Source organism: Kitasatospora sp. NPDC101176, from assembly GCF_044768035.1.
Taxonomy (GTDB): Bacteria; Actinomycetota; Actinomycetes; order Streptomycetales; family Streptomycetaceae; genus Kitasatospora.
On record NZ_JBIWPA010000036.1, the window covers coordinates 33,732 to 51,223 of the forward strand.

The window sequence follows — 17,492 nt, forward strand, 5'->3', positions numbered from 1 at the left end:
CGGAGGCTCGTGAATGTTTCGGGGATAAGGTCCCTGTCAAACGCTACTGAACCGGTGCCCAGCCGTTATAAAAGCCGTGGTCAGCCCCGCCCCGCCCGGTCCGCCACCGGTGGGCGGCCCGGCGGCCCGGCGGCCCCGCGGTCGGGAGCCGGGACCCGGCGCGGGCACCGGACCGGGCGTCGGACCGGGCGGGGCCGGCGCGACCGGAGTCGCACTCAGCTCGACTGCAGCGCCTGCGTCTGCGCCGGGAGACCCGGCCGGCCGGACACCTCCGAGGTGCAGAAGGAGCAGCGGCTGGCCGCGGCCGGGATCGAGCTCAGGCACTCCGGGCAGTCCACCTTCGCGGCCGGTGCCGGCTTGGCCGATTCGAACCGCGCCTGCAGCTTGCCGACCGGCACCACCACGGCGAAGTAGATCACCGCGGCGACCAGCACGAACCCGATCAGCGCGTTGACGAAGACCCCGTACGGGAACCGGGTGCCGGCCACCTCGAAGGTCTTCTGGGTGAAGTCGCCGACGGCCCCGGTCGCGACCCCGATGAGCGGGGTGAGGAAGGCGGTGACGAAGCCGGTGACCACGGCGGTGAAGGCCGCGCCGATCACGATGCCGACCGCGAGGTCCACCACGTTTCCGCGCAGCAGGAAGCTGCGGAATCCCTTGAACACCGGGTGACTCCAAATCCGAAGGGGGCAGGGGGAGATGGGGCGGCGCGCCGGGCCCCGGCCGGACATCCTGCCGACCTGGCCGGGTCGAGGTCCAACCGCGTTCACCCGAACCGCGTAACCGGCCCGGCGCCGCGCGGGGCGTCCCCGGGCCTCGCGGGGTCGCTCCGCGTACGGGCCGATCGCGTGCCCGCTGCGCGTGCGGGTCGGTCGCGTGCCTGCTCCGCGTGCGGGCCGTTGGCGGCCCCGCTCCGGGTGCGGGCCGGTCGCGTGCGCCCGCGCCCCGGCTCAGACCGGCCGCACCCGCAGGGCCCGCTCGTAGAACTCGACCATCTGCGCCGACACCTGAGGCAGCGTGAAGGACGTCAGGAACCGCGCCCGCGCCGCCTTCGCCCGCTGCCGCGCCGCCGCCCGGTCGTCCAGGGTGTCCGTGAGCGCGGCCGCCAGAACAGTGGGTTGCTCCGGCGGCACCAGCCGCGCGTAGTCCTCCGAGCCGACCGTCTCGCGCAGTGCCGGGACGTCCGTGCAGACCAGCGGCACCCCGATGCCCATCGCCTCGATCGCCGTGCCGCCCTGGCCCGCCCAGCGGGACGGCACGGCGACGGCGTCGGCGGCGGCCATCAGGTCGGCGACGTCCTCGCGCGGCCCGAGCAGACGGACGTTCCCGGCCGCCTCGGCGAGCGTCCGCAGCCGTCCGCTCTCCGGGCCGGCCGCCCCCGCCAGCAGCAGCACGGCCTCCGGTTGCTCGCGCCGGACCGCCGGCCAGGCCGCCAGCAGTACGTCCAGGCCCTTGCGGTACTGCTGGCACCCGGCGGCGAGCACCACCGGTGCGTCCGGGGCGAGTTCCAGCGCGGCGCGGACGGCGGCCCGCCGCTCGGGGGTGGCGGTGCCCAACAGGTTCGGGTCGAGGCCGCGCGGCACCACGTCGATGCGCCGCCGGGGCACCCGCAGCCGCCGCGCCATGGTGGTGGCGACGTGCCGGGTGAGCGCGTGGAAGCGGCGGGGGCCCCGGGCGGTGGCCGTGTCGAGGGCCCGCCCGGCGCGGGTCCGCCAGGGGCCGCCGTCGTGCGTGCTGAGCTGCGCGGGCCCGTACGCCGGGTCGAGCAGGCTGGAGACCACGGGGGTGCGGGTGGCCAGCGCGGTGGCCCGGCCGAGCACGTCCGTGGTGTGGCGGGTGGTGTGGAGGAGATCGGGCCGGCGTTCGCGGACCAGGCGGCGCAGCGCCGCTGCCGTCCCGGCGCGGCTGAGCCGGCCGACGGCGAACACGGTGGCGCCCGCCGCCGTCAGCTCCGGCTGCCAGCCGCCGGGGGAGTCGTGCAGATGGGCGACGTCCAGGGTGACGCCGGCGCGCACCAGGTGGGGCGCCATCTCGACCAAGGCGCGCTCGGCCCCGCCGGTCCGGTTGACGCTGTCGAGCAACACGAGTACCTGCACCGGCCACCCCCGCCCGCTGCGGGCGCGCCCGTTCTCCCGTGCCGGACGCCCCCTGACTGGCGATCAGCATCGCAGGTGACCGACCGGCCCGCCAGCGATTTGGCCCGCCCGGGTGGCGAACTCCCGTCGTGCGGGCGAAGGTTGGGGGGTGGCCGGGTTACGCCGCGGGGTCGGCCGGGGTGCGCCGGGGACCGGACGCGACCGTCGGCTCGGGGGTGGTGGGTGTCACGGGGCGCACAGCGGTCGCAACCGGCGCACGGCCGCGGCCGACCCGCGCACGACAGGTGTATTCGCGCGGGCGCACGGGCCACCACCAGGTTGCGCGAAGGGGCTGTACCGCGCGGGGCGCTGTGCCAAGGTCGGTCCATGCCCGACCATACGTCGGCCGATCCGGCCGGAGCCCGTCCCCGTGTCCTGCACCTGATCAGTGATCCACGCCGCGGCGGCGCCCAGAACCTCGCCCGTGACCTCCACCGGGAACTGCGCCGCCGGGGCCAGGCCTCCGCCCTGTGCGCCCTCGCCCCGCAGCCCGCCGCGCCGGTGGCGCGGTTCGCGGCGCCCGCGCTGCCCGGGCCCCGCGCCGAGGACGGCGGCGAGGACGAGCCGGACATCCTCCCCGGCGCCTGCGCCGGGCTCCCGGGCGCGGCCAACGCCGCGGTCCTCGGCGCCGGGCGCCTGCGGCCCGGCACCCTGCGCTCACTGCGCGCCGCCGCCCGCGCCGCCGACGTGGTCCTCGCGCACGGCTCGGACACCCTGGCCGCCTGCGCCCTCGCCCTGGCCGGCACCCGGACGCCCTTCGTCTACGTCTCCGTCGGCCACCCCCGCTACTGGACCGCGACGCGGCTGCGCCGGGTGCGCGGGGGTGCGCTGATGCACCGGGCGGCCGCCGTCACCACCCTCACCGACGAGGCCCGGATCGTCCTGGAGGAGCAGTTCCAGCTGCCCGAGGGCAAGGTCCGGGTGATCGCCAACTCCCGTGCCGCGGAGAGCTATCCGCCGGCCGGCGGCCGGGACGACAGACGTGCGGCCCGGCACGAGCTCGGCCTGCCCGCGGACGTCCTGCTGGTCGCCTGGATCGGGGCGATCGCCCCCGAGAAGCGGCTCGACCTCGCCCTCGACGTCCTGGACCGCCTGCCGGACGTGCGGATGGCCGTGGCCGGGGACGGCCCGCTGCGCGAGGCGCTGGCCCGCCACCCGGCGGCCGCCCGCGCACACTTCCTCGGCGCCCTGCCCGACCCGGCCCCGCTCTACCGGGCCGCCGACGCGCTGCTGCTCACCAGCGACAGCGAGGGGGTGCCGGGCGCGCTGATCGAGGCGGCGCTGGCCGGCGTGCCGGCGGTGGCCACCGACGTCGGCTGGGTGCGCGAGGTGGTCCGGGACGGCGCCACCGGCGCGCTGGTGGCACCCGGTGACCCGCTGGCCCTCGCCGAGGCGCTGGCCAAGGTCCTGGCCTGCAACCGGGCGGGCCTCGGCGCGGCCGCCCGGGCGCACGCACTGGAGAACTTCGAGCTGGGCGCGGTGGTGGACGACTGGCAGCGGCTGGTGGCCGAGGTGTGGGCGGGATCAGGGCCGGGCTCCTGACGGTGCCGGCGGGGCGGGCCCCGGCAGTCGGTGGCGGACGGCCCTCCGCGGGCGGCGCCCGGGGTGGGGCCCTTCGGGCGGGGCGGTTCCCCTCAGCCGGGCCCGGTTCCCGTTGACCGGGCCCGCCTCCCGCCGGTCGGGCGGTGGGGGCTGCGCCGTTCGGGCGAATCCGGGCCGCCGGCCCGGGGCCGACTCGACGGTAACGAACCGTCACCAGCACACTGCCCGGTGTGAACTCGAAGTCGCTGCTGCGGTCCGCCGTCCTGCTCGCCGTCGCCGCGGGGATCGCCGCATCCCCCGTCCAGGCCGGCGCGGCGTCCCACCAACCCCCCTCCGAGGGGGCCCAGTTCGTCAGGCTCGACCATCCGCAGCCGGTGCGCGAGAGCGCCCGCGCCGAGGCGGTCGAGTTCTTCTGGTACGACTGCGGCCACTCCCAGCAGCTCGAACAGCCGCTGCAGGCCTGGGCCGAGAAGCACCGCGCGGACGTCGCCCTGCGCCGGGTGCCGGCGATCTGGCCGGGCAGTCCGGAGGAGACCGTGCAGCGCGGCCACGCGCGGCTCTACTACACGCTGGAGCGCCTGGGCCTGGTCGAGCGACTGCAGACCGGCGCCTTCCGCTCGGTGCACACCGACAAGGCCGACCTCACCTCCGAGGTCACCGCCACCGACTGGGCGGTGCGCCACGGCGTCGACGCCGAGGTCTTCCGCACGGCGTACCGCTCGCCGGAGGTCGGGCGCGCGGTGGACGACGCCGCGGCCCAGTTCATCCGCTACGAGATCAACGAGCTGCCGACGGTGGTCGTCCAGGGCGAGTACCGGACCTCGCCGAGCAAGGCCGGTGGCGTCGACGCGATGCCCGAGGTGCTGGACTACCTGGTGCAGCAGGAGCAGCTCCAGCACAACTGACCCTGCGGGGAGAGGTGGTGACGCGGGATCGGTGAATTCGCTCGCGCGGCTGAACTAACCAGTGCAGTGCTGTTTAATGGTTAGCATGAGCGAGCTGACGATCCCGCACGTCCACCACCGCCACGTCGACCTCGACGGCCTCCGGATCTTCTACCGCGAGACCGGCCCGGCCGACGCCCCGGTGCTCCTCCTCCTGCACGGCTTCCCCTCCGCTTCCCACCAGTACGGCCGGCTCCTCGACGCCCTCGGCACCCGCTACCGCCTGATAGCCCCCGACTACCCCGGCTTCGGGTACAGCGACAGCCCCGCCCCGAACGCCTTCACGTACCGCTTCGAGACCCTCGCCGACGTCGTCGAACGCTTCTGCCTCGCCCTCGGCCTGGACCGCTTCGCGCTGTACGTCTTCGACTTCGGCGCCCCCGTCGGACTGCGTCTGGCCACCCGCCACCCGGAGTGGATCACCGGACTGGTGGTCCAGAACGGCAACGCCTACGAGGAGGGGCTCTCCGACCGGGCGCGGGAGTTCATCGCCAACCGGCACGGCGTCGAGGGCGCCGCCCAGCGCGCGCGGGCCATCCTCACCCCGGAGACCACCCGCGGCCAGTACGAGGGCGGCACCGACGACCCGAGCCTGGTCGCCCCCGACGGCTGGACCCTCGACCAGCACTTCCTCGACCTGCCCGGCCGCAAGGACATCCAGGTCGAACTCGCCCTCGACTACCACTCCAACGTCGCGCTCTACCCCGAGTGGCAGGAGTGGCTGCGCACCGAACGCCCGCCCGCGCTGGTGCTCTGGGGCCGCAACGACCCCTTCTTCACCGAGGCCGGCGCCCGCGCCTACCTGCGCGACCTGCCCGCGGCCGAAGTCCACGTCCTCGACACCGGGCACTTCGCCCTCGAGGAGAAGCTGCCCGAAATCGCGCCGCTGATCGACGACTTCCTGGCCCGCACGGCCCGCACGCAGAAGTAGGCGCGTCCGGGCGGGCGTTCGGCCCGTACGGGCCGTTCCGGCCGGACGGCCGTTCAGCCCCGGCGCAGCAGGTAGGTGACGAAGCCCAGCGTCCCCCGGTAGCCGTGCAGCCACTCCCGGCGGTGCCGGTCCACGGCCTCCCGGGCGGCCGGCGCGTCGGGGTGCTCCGGGTGGTCCAGCACCCACTCGGCCAGCGAACCCGTCCAGGCGAACTCGTAGTCGTCCCACTCCTGCGGGCTGCTCACGTACCCGGACACCGGTGTCCAGCCGTCCGCCAGCACCCGGTCCGTGGTGGCCGCCAGGTCCGCGTAGTCGTCCCGCTCGGCACCCAGCCCGTCCAGCACCGCCCGGGACGGCTCGCGCTCCCAGAACGCCTCGCCGACCATGACCAGGCCGCCCGGGGCCAGGTGATCGCGGGCCGCCGCCAGGGTCGGCGACAACCCGCCGAAGGCGTGCGTGGAGCCGACGCACAGCACCAGGTCGAAGGGCTCGACGGCGGTGAACTCCCGGGCGTCCAGGTGGTGCAGGCCGAGCCGGCGCACCACGCCGAGCGCGGTCGCCGTCTCGCGGGCCCGGGTCAGCGCGGCCGGGTCGAGGTCCACCCCCACCGCCCGCCAGCCCGGGCGCGCCGCCAGCGCGCGGACCAGCCACGCGCCCTCGCCGCAGCCGAGGTCCAGCGCGCGGCCGGCCTCCGTCCGCGCGGTCGCCCGGTCCAGCAGCCGGGCCACCGACTCGTCGGCGATCGGCGCGGAGATCGGGTGGTGGGCGTGGGCGAGGCGCGAGATCGTCTGACGGTCCATCCGAGCAGTATGGAGCGGACCGGCCCGCGGCGCCCGGCTTTGCGCCGGGTCCGGCCGCCGTCCGGCCTCGAGTGTTACGGGGACGGCGGGCTCTGCCGCCGGACGCCGGCCGCCGGGGAACCGCCGGCGGGGCTCAGGCCTGCGAGTACGTCCGGCCCTTCCACGCCGCGCCCCGGCCCCGCCAGTGCTGCACCGCCGAGTCCACCGTCATCAGCAGGTAGAGCGCGGCCGTGAACGGCAGCAGCAGCACGGCCGCCGCCGGCTGCCGGTAGTAGCGGACCATCGGCAGGTACGTCCCCGCCATCAGCGCCCAGGCCGCCCCGCCCGCCACCGCCACCGCCGGGACCCCCGCCACCAGCCCGGCCACCGTCGCCAGCGGCGGCACCAGGTACACCAGCCCCAGCCCCAGCACCGTCCCGGCCAGCAGCAACGGCGAGTGCCGCAACTGGGCGTAAGCACTGCGCGACACCATCCGCCACAGCTGCTCCAGCCGCGGGTACGGGCGGACGCTGTCCACCTCGTCGGCCAGCCCCAGCCACGTCCGCCCGCCGGAGGACTTCACCGCGCGGGCCAGCGACACGTCGTCGATCACCGCCCCGCGGATCGCGGCCACCCCGCCCGCCCGCTCCAGCGCCTCCCGCCGCACCAGCGAACAGCCGCCCGCCGCGGCGGCCGTCCGGCCACCCGGGCGGTTGCTCCGGCGGAACGGGTACAGCTGGGCGAAGAAGTAGACGAAGGCCGGCACGATCAGCCGCTCCCAGCCGGTCTCCACCCGCAGGCGCGCCATCTGCGACACCAGGTCCAGCCCGTTGGACTCCGCCGCCGCCACCAGCTCCGCCAGCGACTCCGGGCCGTGCGCGATGTCGGCGTCCGTCAGCAACAGGTACTCCACGTCCGGACCGGCCAGCTCCACTCCGTGCCGCAGGGCCCACAGCTTGCCCGTCCAGCCCGGGGGCAGCGGGGGCGGCGTCGTCACGGTCAGGTCCAGTCCGTCCAGCGTCCGCAGCTCCGCCGCCAGCGCGCCGGTGCCGTCCGAACTGTGGTCGTCCACCAGGATCACCCGCGCCCGCCCGGGGTACTTCTGCGCCAACAGCGTCGGCAGGCTCACCGGCAGCACCTGCGCCTCGTCCCGGGCCGGCACCACGACCACCGCCTCCGGCCAGCGCACCGGCGGACGACGCGGCGGCAGCCGCACGTCGGTGCGCCAGAACAACCCGTGGCAGCACGCCAGCCAGAGCCAGACCAGCAGGGAGGACGCGGCGATCCACAGCAGGACGGTCACCCCGGCAGTCTGCCGCAGAACCGGCCCGGACGGGCGGATCGACTAGAGTCTTGCCCCGTGAAGATCGCACTGATGGACTCCGGAATCGGCCTGCTGGCCGCCGCCGCCGCCCTTCGGAAGCTGCGCCCGGACGCGGATCTGGTGCTCTCCTCCGACCCGGCGTCGATGCCCTGGGGGCCGCACACCCCCGAGGAGATCACGGACCTCGCCCGCGGCTGCGCCCTGGCGGCGGCCGCGCTGGAGCCGGACGTGCTGATCATCGCCTGCAACACCGCCTCCGTGCACGCGCTCGCCACCCTGCGGGCCGAGCTCGAACCCGCACTGCCCGTCATCGGGACGGTCCCCGCGATCAAGCCGGCCGCCGCGCTCGGCGGCCCGGTCGCCATCTGGGCCACCCCGTCCACCACCGGCAGCGCCTACCAGCGAGGGCTGATCCGGGACTTCGGCGGCACGGCCGAGGTCACCGAGGTCGCCTGCCCCGGGCTCGCCGACGCCGTCGAGCACGGCGACGACGAGGCCATCACCGCCGCCATCGCCCACGCCGCGGCCCGGACGCCCGAGGGCACCGCCGCGCTGGTCCTCGGCTGTACCCACTACGAACTCGTCGCCGACCGCATCCGCGCAGCCGTCGCCCCGACCGCCTCCCCGGCGCTCGTCCTGCACGGCTCCGCCGAGGCCGTCGCCGCCCAGGCCCTGCGGCGCGTCGCCGACCCCACCCGCACCGGCTCCGGCACCCTCACCGTGCTCCACGCCGGCGCCCCGGCCACCCTCCCGGCCGCCGCCGCCCTCTACCCCCAGGGCCGCGCCCTCCCCAACCCCCTCCCCGCCTGACCCGCCCCGCGCGGCCCCGGCCCCGCACGGGACAAATCTTGGCCCCTAATCTCCGGCACCTCGCCTGAGCCCCGGCGGCCCGCGGGACGTGTCCCACCTCAGAAGGCCGGCCGCAGCGCGGTGCTCCGTCTCCGGAGGTCGTCCGGGCCGACTTCCCGTGCGGGACGTGACGCCTCGGGCGAAAGGCGCCCTCTTCGGTCCCCGCACCCATAGCCCGAGAAGGTCGTCCCCACCGCAGGGTCCCGTCACGGGAAGTCGGCGGGCCCGACTTCCTGCGTCGCGAGCCGATCCCGCCACACGACTCCCCGGGGCCCTGCGGGCCGAGGGGTCGGATTCAGCGCGGGTGTTCGCCTCCGGAAGTCGATGGAGCCGACTTCCCATGAAGAGCGCGATGCCTCGGGCGCCGGGCGCCCTTCGCGTGCCCACGCCCGTAGCCGACGCAGGCTGCCCCCATCGCAGGCTCCCGTCACGAGAAGTCGGCGGGCCCGGCTTCCTGCGCCATGCGCCTGCGCGGCCCCGGCCCCTCCACACAAGAGGTCGACCGGGCCGACTCCCTGCGCGGGCTGCGCCGTCCGCGGCCGAGGAAGGGGTTGGTCGCACAGCGCAGGGCTCCGTCTCCGAAGGCCGGCGGGACCGACTACCTGGGTCGCGATGTGCCGCCTCGGGCGCATGGCAGCCCTTGGGCGCCTCGCACCCGAGGCTTTTCCGTGGCCGGAAAGGGCTGGTCGAAGCGCAGGTGACGTCACGAGAAGTCGGCGGGGCCGACTTCCTGGGCGAGACGCGCTGCCGGGGGCACATGGCGGCCTTCAGCGCCTTGAGCCCGCGGCCGTTCGTGAGCGGAGGGACTGGCTGTAGTACCGGTGTCCCGCATGGGAAGTCGATGGGGTCGACTTCCCAGGGCGGTGAGTCGGCGTGGCGCCGTTTCCTCCGTCGGGGACGTCGATCAGACCGACTTCCCACGTGGGATGCGCTGCCTCAGGCGCATGGCCGCATGCGGCGCCTCTCGCTCGCGCCTGTCAGTCGCCCGAGGAGGCCGGATGCAGCGCAGGCGCCCGTCGCCGGAAGTCGGCGGGGCCGACTTCTGGAGCGGTGAGTCCGAGTGGCTTCGATGCCTCTGCGTGGGAGGTCGGTCGGGCGGACTTCCCGGGCGAGGTGCGCTGCCTCGGGCGCGCGGCGGCTTTCGGCCCTCTGTGCCCGTGCCCCCCGCGGTTGTCCGCGACGCAGGTCGTCTCCGCAGGAGGTCGGCGGAGCTGACTTCCTGTGCGGGATGTAACGCCTCGGGTGCGGGGTGGCGCCTCGGCGCCTGGCACCTTGGCTGGAGGTGGTTGGCCGCAGGGTGGGGGTTCGGCACGGGAAGTCGGCGGGGCCGACTTCTGGGGGTGGTGGCTCTGCGTGGCCCCGTGCCCGTGTGGGGTGCCTTGGGTCGGGCGCCTGGCGTCGCCGGTTGCAGCGCAGTGCCTGCGGGATGTGCTGCAGCCGGCGCATGGCGGCATGTCGGTGCTTCGTGCAGGTGGTGGTCACGGGAACTCGGTGGGCGTGGCGCTGGCCGCTCCACGGGGGAGGTCGGGTGGGCCGACCTCCCCCGTGGAGGGGCACATGTTGGCCCCTTGGGGTCAGGCGACGGCCTGGCGGCGCCAGCGGCGGTAGGCGGGTTCGAGGCCGGAGAGGATGGTGTCGAACCGGCGGGTGCTGGTGGTGGAGTCGACCTGGAGGCGGCTGATCTGGAGCGGGTGGGAGGGGATGCGGGGGCCGAGGCGGTGGTCGGAGAGGAAGCCGAGGCGGTAGCCGAGCTCCTGCAGGACGGTTTCCGCACGCGGGTCGTGGCCTCCGTCCGGGTAGGCGAAGGCGATGGGCGGCTCGCCCAGCCACCGGGTGAGGGCCTCGTGGGCGCCGGTGATCTCGGCGCGGACGGTGGCGTCGTCGCAGCGGCCGAGACAGGGGTGCCCCTGGGTGTGGTTGCCGATGGCGACCCCGCCGTCGCGCAGGGCGAGCAGGTCGGCGGGGGTGAGCTGTTCCTGGCTGGGAGGTCTGCGGTGGGCGCTGACCCGCAGTTCGTGCAGGCTGCGCCGCCGGTCGGGGTCGGGCATGGCCTTGAGCCGGGGGAGCAGCTGGGAGGGGTGTCCGCAGTCGAGGGAGCGGGCGCGGCCGCCGTGCCGGGCGAGGAAGTCGGCCTCGTGCCACCAGAACGGGCGCTCGGTGCCGATGAGCTCGGAGATGACGAAGGCGGTGGCGGGGATGGAGCGGGCGTCGAGGGCGGGCAGGGCGTGGGTGAGGACGCTGCGGTCGGCGTCGTCGAAGGTGACCAGGACGCTGCGGGGCGGTAGCGGCCGCCGTTCGGTGACGGCCTGGAGCACGGCGTTGAGGGAGACCGGGGTGGCGAGTCTTCGGAGCCGGTCCAGCTGGGCGCCGAACGACCGGTGGTCGGTGACGCCGTGGTAGGCGAGCACGGCGAGGCGCTGTGCGGCGCGGGCGCGGAAGAGCGGCTGGACGGGGGCGAACCGCAGCCACTCGCCCCGTGCGTCCGGCCGGCAGCCGTCGACCGGCGGCCGGCGGAGCCCGGCGGCGGTGGCCGTGGCAGCGGTGGTGGCCGCCGCGGGCGGCAGCGCGCGCACGCGTGGGGCGGGCCTGGTGGGGGCCATGGAGATCGACGTGGTGGACTGGGACTGCGGCACGGTTCCCCCTCGGTCGCCGAGCGGCGTGGCGGTACCGCCGGAGGGCGGAGCCCGGCCTCCGACTCCAGGGGGCGGCGGCTCCGCCCCCTGGGTATTCCTGTTCGCGGTGGGGGCTCGCGCCCTCCCGTGAACGGCTCCTGGATCGCTCAATGCCATTGAGACCGCTGCACCGAGCAGATGGTTGTACCGGGGGGACGAGGATTTTTCGTGGACTGATTGTGGAGCCGTAATGCGCGTGCGCGGCCGGATCGGACCGGGCCCGAACGGCTTGGCGGCCGGTGGCGCAGGGTGGCCGAATGTTCACTCCCTGCGGGCTGCCCGCGGCACCGGCCCGGGGTACCTTGGGCTCATGGCAGATGCGGACCGTGATCCCTTCCACCTGCACGGCGCGACCAGGATGGCCCGTGCCTGGAGCGGCGGCGCCCTGGTCACCCACCAGCTCCCGCTGGCCGTGGTGGGTCTGGCCTGCCTGGCGCTGGGCATCGTGGTGGCCGTGGTGGTGCCGGACAACGACGGCCCGGCCTGGGCGATGGCCGTGGCGGGTTGCCTGGCGGCCGGGGTGCTGCTGCTCGGACGGATCGCTTTCGGCCTGTTGCGCTACCGGCGGGGCGCCACGCTCTGACTACTTCGATTGCCCTCGGCATTACGAACGCAGATCGAGCGATATTGGTCAGATCGACCGAATTTCGGCCTGTCGGGCAATCTTCTGCCCACTTCTTTCACTATTTCCGGGTGGCGGCACACCGGCCCCACTTACAGTGAATGCGTTCTTGTGTCGGACGAGGCCGTGGAGGGGAACGATGGGCGGGGAGCCGGGCCCGATACCGCGCGCCGCCGTGTCCGTCTCATGAGACGCGGTGGGGACCTCGCCCTCGCCGCCCTGGCGGGGATCGTCGCGCTCCCGCTGGCCCTGGCGATCGCCGCGCTGCTCCGCTGCACCGACGGCGGCCCGGTGCTGCTGAGGCAGACCCGCGCCGGCCGGCACGGCCGGGAGTTCCAGGTGCTCCGGTTCCGCACCCGCAGGACCGGTCCGGGCGGACGGCTCGGCGCACTGCTCCGCCGGACCGGCCTGGACGAGCTGCCGCGACTGTGGAACGTCGCCCGCGGCGAGATGGGGGTGATCGGCCCGCGCCCCGCCCGCCCGGACCAGGTGGTCCGCTACTCCCGCCGCGAGCGCGGTCGCCTCGACGTCCGCCCTGGGCTGACCGGGTGGGCCCAGCTCCAGGCCGGCCGGCCGCTCGCCCGCGCGGACTGGGCCGAACTCGACCTCTGGTACGTCGAGCACCGCTCGCTCCGGCTGGACCTGCGGATCCTCGGGCTGACGGTGCTGGCCCTGCTGCGCCCGGACCCGCCCCCCGCGCACCGCCCCGGGGGCCCCGCGGTGCCGCCGACCTGACGCCCCGTCTCGGTAGGCTGCGGCGCATGGCCATTCCCGCGTTCCTCGCCGACCTCCGCACCCTCGTGGGCCACCGCCCGCTCTGGCTGAGCTCCGTCGTCGCCGTCGTCCTGGACGACCGCGACCGGGTGCTGCTCGTCAAGCGGGCCGACGACGGCAGGTGGGCGCCGGTCGGCGGCATCCTCGAGCCGGGGGAGCAGCCCGCCGACGGCGTGGTGCGGGAGTGCCTGGAGGAGACCGGGGTGACGGTCGTGCCCGAGCTGCTCGCCTCCGCCACCGTCCCGCCGCCCGTCTCGTACCCGAACGGCGACGTCGCGCAGTACCTGGTGCTGACCTTCCGGTGTCGGGTGGTCGGTGGTGAGGCGAGGGTCAACGACGACGAGTCGCTGGAGGTCGGCTGGTTCCCCCTGGACGCGCTGCCGCCGATGATCGACGTCGAGCAGGACCGGCTGCGCCACGCGCTGGAGTGCGAGGGGCCGGCGGTCTTCGCGTGGGAGGGCAAGGAGCGGCCCTGACCTGCGTGCCGCGGGCGGTCCCGGGCATCCCCGCCTCCCTTCCCCCTGACGGCACCGGGGCCGGCGCCGCGTCCGTGCCGATGGTAGCGGCCCGGTCACACCGTGTGGAAGAGGGTCGTGGGCGAATGCCGTGGCACCGGCCCGGTGGGGGCCGGACCCTGGGGCTGCCCTAGTCCTTGTGCTGCCGGTAGGCCTCCTCCGCGGCGTCCAGCACGGCGGCGAGGTCGCCGCCGGCCGTGGCGGTCGCGGCGGCGGCCACCGCCCCCTCGACGAACGGGGCGTTGGCGAAGCGGACGGGGAACGGGAGGCCGTGCTCGTCGGCCTCGGAGAGCAGCGCGCGGACCGTGGTGACCGCGCTGCCGAGGTCGGCCAGCACCACCACGCCGTGCCCCTGGTCGACCCGGCGGGTGGCGGCGGCGACCAGGACGGCGCTGATGCCCGGTCCGGCCGGATCCCCTCCGGTCGCGGCGACCGGGGCGGGGGTGTCGGATCCGGTCAGCGCGAGCGCCACGGAGCGGACGGCGGTGGCCAGTTCCTGGCTGTGCGACACCAGGACGACCCCGACCCGCCCGTGCGCGGGGGGCCGGCCGGGGGTGGGACGCGGCAGGGTGGCCGGCGAGGGCGGGGTGCGGGGCGCCGGGGGGTGGGCCGAAGGGGCGTCCGAGATGGGGATGACGTCGGCGCGGGTGCCGTCCCGGCGGCTCATCGGCTGCTCCTGGGGGTCTCGGTGGGCGGGTTCGGGCGGAGGCGCGGACGGGGGCGCGGGCGGAGGTACGGGCGGGCCGTCGGTCGCCGGGCCCGTGGACGGCCGGCGGGGGCGTGTGCGCGCCCTGTCGAGCACTCTGGCAGCTCCGGTGTCCCGCGCCCGGCGGGACACGCGTTGAGCGGGCCTCCGGCGGCGCCCGTTCCCGGCTGGGGCGGTCCTCGTCAACCCGCTGACCGGGGCGGGTGGGTGTGGCTAGGCTGGACGTGGAACCGCCGTCGGGAGGAGACCGGATCGTGGCAGTCAACAGCGGGATCGACGTGGAGGCGGCCGGCGTGCAGCCCGGACCGGCGCCGAGCGGCAAGCCGAAGGTGGACTTCACCGGGGCGACGTGGCTGTGCAGCAGCCAGGGTGTGGGGGATGTCCAGATCGCGTTCGTGGACGGGTACATCGGGATGCGGGACGGCCGCCAGGAGGACGGGCCGGTGCTGGTGTTCACCCCGGGGGAGTGGCGTGCCTTCGTGCTCGGCGCCAGGGACGGCGAGTTCGACCTCACCTGAGGGTCCGTCGGGCCCGCCGGGATCCGTGAAGGCCCGTCGGAAGCCCGGTGAGGGCCTGGCGGGAGCCCGGTGAGGGCCTGGCGGGAGCCCGGTGAGGGTCCGCGCCCGGGCGGCGCCGGCGGCGCCGCCGTCACCCGGGATTCGCCCCGAGGTCACGCAGGGGTCGCCCCACGTCGCCAAGGATTCATCCGACGTTCGCCCGGGCCGTGGTCCGACGGCTGTGGAGCGGCCCCCGGGCGGGGGTCGCTCCACAGGTGATTTCGGGCCCGAACATCACAAGTGATGATCTATTGAGCGTGCCCCGTCAGAATTTCTGTTGACTGTTAGACAAACGCAGCTCAGAGTATGAGCACAGGCAGACGCCGTGCCCACCGCCCCCACGCGGCCAGACACGGCGCCTGCTGTGCGGCCCGGCAGCAATGCCAGGCCATCCTCCCAGTCATCCCCTGCGCACCGGGGGTGCGTCGGCCGGTCCCGGCCCACGAAGGGCCGGCAGTCGCCGGGAGGCTGGCGCCGAAGCCGAGAGCGACTCGGTGACGACACCGTTTGCTCGGGACCCGCACGCCCCCACGCGGCGGCGTCCCGAGCAGATCCACGGGAGCGACGGGCCGGGGCCCCGCGGATCTGGCTTGTGGTACGTGGAACTGTTGGCTTGTGTGCTGTGCTGTGTGCGACGACGAAGCTGGGTGCTCGGCAGTTCGGCACGACAAAGTGCACAGTGAGGGATACGCGTGTAGGGCCGCGTTGCGACATGCCGTCCCCCCGGAGGGTGAAACCCAGAACGGCTGTCGTGCTGAACCGAACGTAGCCCGGACGGTTGCTCAGAGTCAACATTGGTCTCTGAGCGTCGATCTCCCGCCGGTGCCCCACCCACCTCGCGAGCGTGGTGTGCCGGGCACGTACGATGTTCCCATGTCTTTTCTCCGCCGTCGCTCCGGACAGCCCGCCGGCCCGGACTTCGACGTGCTCGCGATGGACCCGGGCGACTGGCCCGGTGACTTCGGTGCGGCCATGATGACCGGCCCGGACGGCTCCTGCCAGGGGATTTTCCTGCGCTACGACCTGTTCGGCGGCAGAGGCCCGGCGATGTTCATCGGCAACCTGCCCGAGGGCTCGCCCGCCCGGGACACCGGCGACGAGGTGCCCTTCGAGGTGCGGCAGCTGCTCGCGGCGCTGGAGAACGACGAGCCGGTCGAGTTCGTCTCGGCCGAGGACTTCCCGGTCATGCTCGGGGACGACCTGCTGATCGTGAAGAAGGTCAAGGTCAGCGAGGAGCGGGTGTTCTGCGCGCAGTTCGGGCGCAGCGACGGCGTCCAGGTCACCATCGCGTCCTGGGACCGACCGATTTCGGACGACCTGTATCAACTGCTGAAGCCGCTCCCCGCGGACATGTTCCAGCAGGGCTGACCGACCCCTGCCCGGGGCCCGGACGCCGCTTGACGGTTTCGATCACCGGTTCGTACAGTCGCGAACATGTCGTGCCGTCTCCCGCTGCTGACCCGCCGCAGCTATCTGGACCTGCGGCGCACCGCCAGCGCGGTGTGTCCGGGCCGCTGAGGGGGATTCGTCCCCGTGGCGGCGGGTGCCGGGCCGAGTGCGGTCGGCGCCCCATCCGGGGGCGGGCCGCGACCTGACCTCCGGGGCCGCCCGCCGGTACCGCGCGCCCGTCCGGCGTGCCGCCCGCACCTGCCGAGCCCACGCTGCCGCCCGGAGGCCCCACCGCCATGACGACCACCACCGCCGACCGTTCGCCTGCGGACCGCCCCTCCACCCCGTTGCGGGGCACGGCGGGACGGTCGGATTCCGGCCAACCCGCATCCGGCCGAACCGCATCCGGCCAACCCGCATCCGGCCGAACCGCATCCAGCCGGACCGCGACCGGCGATGCCGCGACCGGCAGCTCCGCCTCCGACGACGCCGCGCCCGACCGTACGGCGGTCACCGCCGCCCTCGCCGGCCTGCCCCGGGTGGTCGACCTGCTCGCGGCCCGCGCCGAGGAGCACGACCGCGACGCGACCTTCCCGTACCAGGGCATCGAGGCGGTGCACGAGGCCGGGCTGCTGACCCTGACGGTCTCCCGGCGCTACGGCGGGCCGGGCGGCACGCTCGCCGACGTCGTCCGGGTGCTCGCCCAACTCGGGCGCGGGGACGCCTCGGTGGCGGTGGTGACGGCCTTCACGCTGCTCCAGCACGCCGAGCAGGCCCGCCGCGGGGCCTGGCCGACCGCGGGTTACCGGCGGCTGCTCGTCGAGTCCCGGCGCGGGCCCGCGCTGGTCACCACGCTGAGCGCGGAGCCGGGCGGCCGGCCCGGCGAGCTGCCGGGGACGCTGGCCCGACGGGACGGTGACGGCTGGTCGTTGACGGGCCGGAAGACGTACTGCACCGGTGCCGAGGCGCTGGCCTGGATGGCGGTCACCGCGCGGACCGACGAGCCGGAGCCGAGGGTCGGGACCTTCCTGGTCCGCGGCGAGAGCGAAGGGCTGGAGATCGACCCGACCTGGGACCAGCTCGGTCTGCGGGCCAGCGCCAGCCACGACGTGGTGCTGGAACGGGTCCGGGTCCCGGCCGATCTCGCCCTGGGCCTCGGTCCGGCGCGGCCGATGGGTGCGAGGTCGGGTGCGGCGGGCGCGAGGTCGGGTGCGGCGGGCGCGAGGTCGGGTGCGGCGGCGAAGGCGGACGGGCCGGCGGGGGCGGACGCCCAGGAGGCCGGGGCCGCCGAACTCACCCGGGCCTGGCACGACCTGGCGCTCTCCGCGGTGGCGATCGGCGTCGCCCGCGCCGCCGAGGCCTGGCTGGTCGGCTTCCTCAACCAGCGGACTCCGGCCAACCTGACCGAGCCGCTCGGCACCCTGCCGCGCTACCGCTGCGCCCTCGGCGAGATCGAGGCCCAGCTGATCGGCGCCGAGGAGCTGGTGGCGGGCCTGGCGCCCCGGGTGGACCGGGGCGAGCCGGACGCCGTCGCCAGGACCGGCCCCGCCCACCTGCTGGCCACCCGGGCCGCCACCGCGGCGGTCCAGCAGGCGGTGGCGCTCACCGGCAACCCCGGCCTGAGCCGGCGTCACCCGCTGGAGCGCTACCTGCGGGACGTGCTCAGCAGCCGGGTGCACCTGGCCCCGGACGAGGCCGTCCTGGAGGCCGCGGGCCGGGCCGCGCTGCAGCGCGGGGGCCGGCCCTGACACTC

Annotated in this window: 16 protein-coding genes; 10 read left to right on the forward strand and 6 right to left on the reverse strand. The window is 75.3% G+C overall.

The genetic code is table 11. The annotated features are described in order from the left end of the window. Positions 1-215 precede the first annotated feature (215 nt). Both mscL and ACIRS1_RS33110 read right to left on the reverse strand, forming a co-directional pair. A complete protein-coding gene (gene mscL, locus ACIRS1_RS33105; protein ID WP_360222286.1) occupies positions 216-665 on the reverse strand; it encodes a large conductance mechanosensitive channel protein MscL in 450 nt (149 codons plus the stop codon). Positions 666-950: 285 nt separating this feature from the next. Continuing rightward, on the reverse strand, positions 951-2,096 hold the full coding sequence (locus tag ACIRS1_RS33110) for a glycosyltransferase family 4 protein (protein WP_402845837.1): 1,146 nt from the start codon (positions 2,094-2,096) through the stop codon (positions 951-953). A gap of 366 nt (positions 2,097-2,462) precedes the next feature. On the opposite strand from ACIRS1_RS33110, the gene ACIRS1_RS33115 reads away from it, so the two are divergent. The 3 genes from ACIRS1_RS33115 (at position 2,463) to ACIRS1_RS33125 (ending at position 5,552) form a co-directional block, all read left to right on the forward strand. Continuing rightward, positions 2,463-3,677 carry a glycosyltransferase family 4 protein gene (locus ACIRS1_RS33115; RefSeq protein ID WP_402845839.1) on the forward strand — a complete coding sequence of 405 codons (1,215 nt, stop codon included), beginning with the start codon at positions 2,463-2,465 and terminating at the stop codon, positions 3,675-3,677. Between the two features lie 230 nt (positions 3,678-3,907). Next, complete coding sequence (locus ACIRS1_RS33120; protein ID WP_402845841.1) at positions 3,908-4,582, forward strand: thiol:disulfide interchange protein DsbA/DsbL; 675 nt, start codon at positions 3,908-3,910, stop codon at positions 4,580-4,582. A gap of 85 nt (positions 4,583-4,667) precedes the next feature. After that, positions 4,668-5,552, forward strand: a complete 885-nt coding sequence (locus ACIRS1_RS33125) for an alpha/beta fold hydrolase (RefSeq protein ID WP_402845843.1) — start codon at positions 4,668-4,670, stop codon at positions 5,550-5,552. A 53-nt stretch (positions 5,553-5,605) separates the two neighbouring features. Here the strand turns inward: ACIRS1_RS33125 and ACIRS1_RS33130 are convergent, their stop codons facing one another. After that, positions 5,606-6,352, reverse strand: a complete 747-nt coding sequence (locus tag ACIRS1_RS33130; RefSeq protein ID WP_402845845.1) for an SAM-dependent methyltransferase — start codon at positions 6,350-6,352, stop codon at positions 5,606-5,608. A gap of 133 nt (positions 6,353-6,485) precedes the next feature. After that, on the reverse strand, positions 6,486-7,634 hold the full coding sequence (locus ACIRS1_RS33135) for a glycosyltransferase (RefSeq protein ID WP_402845847.1): 1,149 nt from the start codon (positions 7,632-7,634) through the stop codon (positions 6,486-6,488). A gap of 57 nt (positions 7,635-7,691) precedes the next feature. Between ACIRS1_RS33135 and ACIRS1_RS33140 the strand changes: the two genes are divergently transcribed. Beyond that, on the forward strand, positions 7,692-8,465 hold the full coding sequence (locus ACIRS1_RS33140; RefSeq protein WP_387907192.1) for a glutamate racemase: 774 nt from the start codon (positions 7,692-7,694) through the stop codon (positions 8,463-8,465). A 1,613-nt stretch (positions 8,466-10,078) separates the two neighbouring features. Here ACIRS1_RS33140 and ACIRS1_RS33145 read toward each other — a convergent pair. Continuing rightward, positions 10,079-11,137, reverse strand: a complete 1,059-nt coding sequence (locus ACIRS1_RS33145; protein ID WP_402845849.1) for a polysaccharide deacetylase family protein — start codon at positions 11,135-11,137, stop codon at positions 10,079-10,081. Between the two features lie 349 nt (positions 11,138-11,486). Here ACIRS1_RS33145 and ACIRS1_RS33150 point away from each other — a divergent pair, with 349 nt between their 5' ends. The 3 genes from ACIRS1_RS33150 to ACIRS1_RS33160 all read left to right on the forward strand — a co-directional run bounded on the left by ACIRS1_RS33150 (position 11,487) and on the right by ACIRS1_RS33160 (position 13,048). Then, positions 11,487-11,759 (forward strand): hypothetical protein, encoded by a 273-nt coding sequence (locus ACIRS1_RS33150; RefSeq protein WP_360222307.1) that lies wholly within the window; start codon positions 11,487-11,489, stop codon positions 11,757-11,759. Positions 11,760-11,984: 225 nt separating this feature from the next. Beyond that, entirely contained in the window at positions 11,985-12,533 is a 549-nt protein-coding gene (locus tag ACIRS1_RS33155) for a sugar transferase (protein WP_402845851.1), read from the forward strand. 26 nt (positions 12,534-12,559) lie between these two features. Further along, positions 12,560-13,048, forward strand: coding sequence for an NUDIX domain-containing protein (locus tag ACIRS1_RS33160; RefSeq protein WP_360218614.1), 489 nt, complete (start codon positions 12,560-12,562; stop codon positions 13,046-13,048). Positions 13,049-13,217: 169 nt separating this feature from the next. Here ACIRS1_RS33160 and ACIRS1_RS33165 read toward each other — a convergent pair whose 3' ends face one another. Then, positions 13,218-13,754: a PTS-dependent dihydroxyacetone kinase phosphotransferase subunit DhaM gene (locus tag ACIRS1_RS33165; protein WP_402845854.1), complete on the reverse strand. Its 537-nt coding sequence runs from the start codon at positions 13,752-13,754 to the stop codon at positions 13,218-13,220. A 317-nt stretch (positions 13,755-14,071) separates the two neighbouring features. On the opposite strand from ACIRS1_RS33165, the gene ACIRS1_RS33170 reads away from it, so the two are divergent. From ACIRS1_RS33170 to ACIRS1_RS33180, 3 genes are all read left to right on the forward strand, one after another. Then, complete coding sequence (locus ACIRS1_RS33170; RefSeq protein WP_360218712.1) at positions 14,072-14,311, forward strand: DUF397 domain-containing protein; 240 nt, start codon at positions 14,072-14,074, stop codon at positions 14,309-14,311. A gap of 912 nt (positions 14,312-15,223) precedes the next feature. Then, positions 15,224-15,718, forward strand: coding sequence for a hypothetical protein (locus tag ACIRS1_RS33175; protein WP_402845856.1), 495 nt, complete (start codon positions 15,224-15,226; stop codon positions 15,716-15,718). A 560-nt stretch (positions 15,719-16,278) separates the two neighbouring features. Continuing rightward, a complete protein-coding gene (locus ACIRS1_RS33180) occupies positions 16,279-17,487 on the forward strand; it encodes an acyl-CoA dehydrogenase family protein (protein WP_402845858.1) in 1,209 nt (402 codons plus the stop codon). Positions 17,488-17,492: the final 5 nt, after the last annotated feature.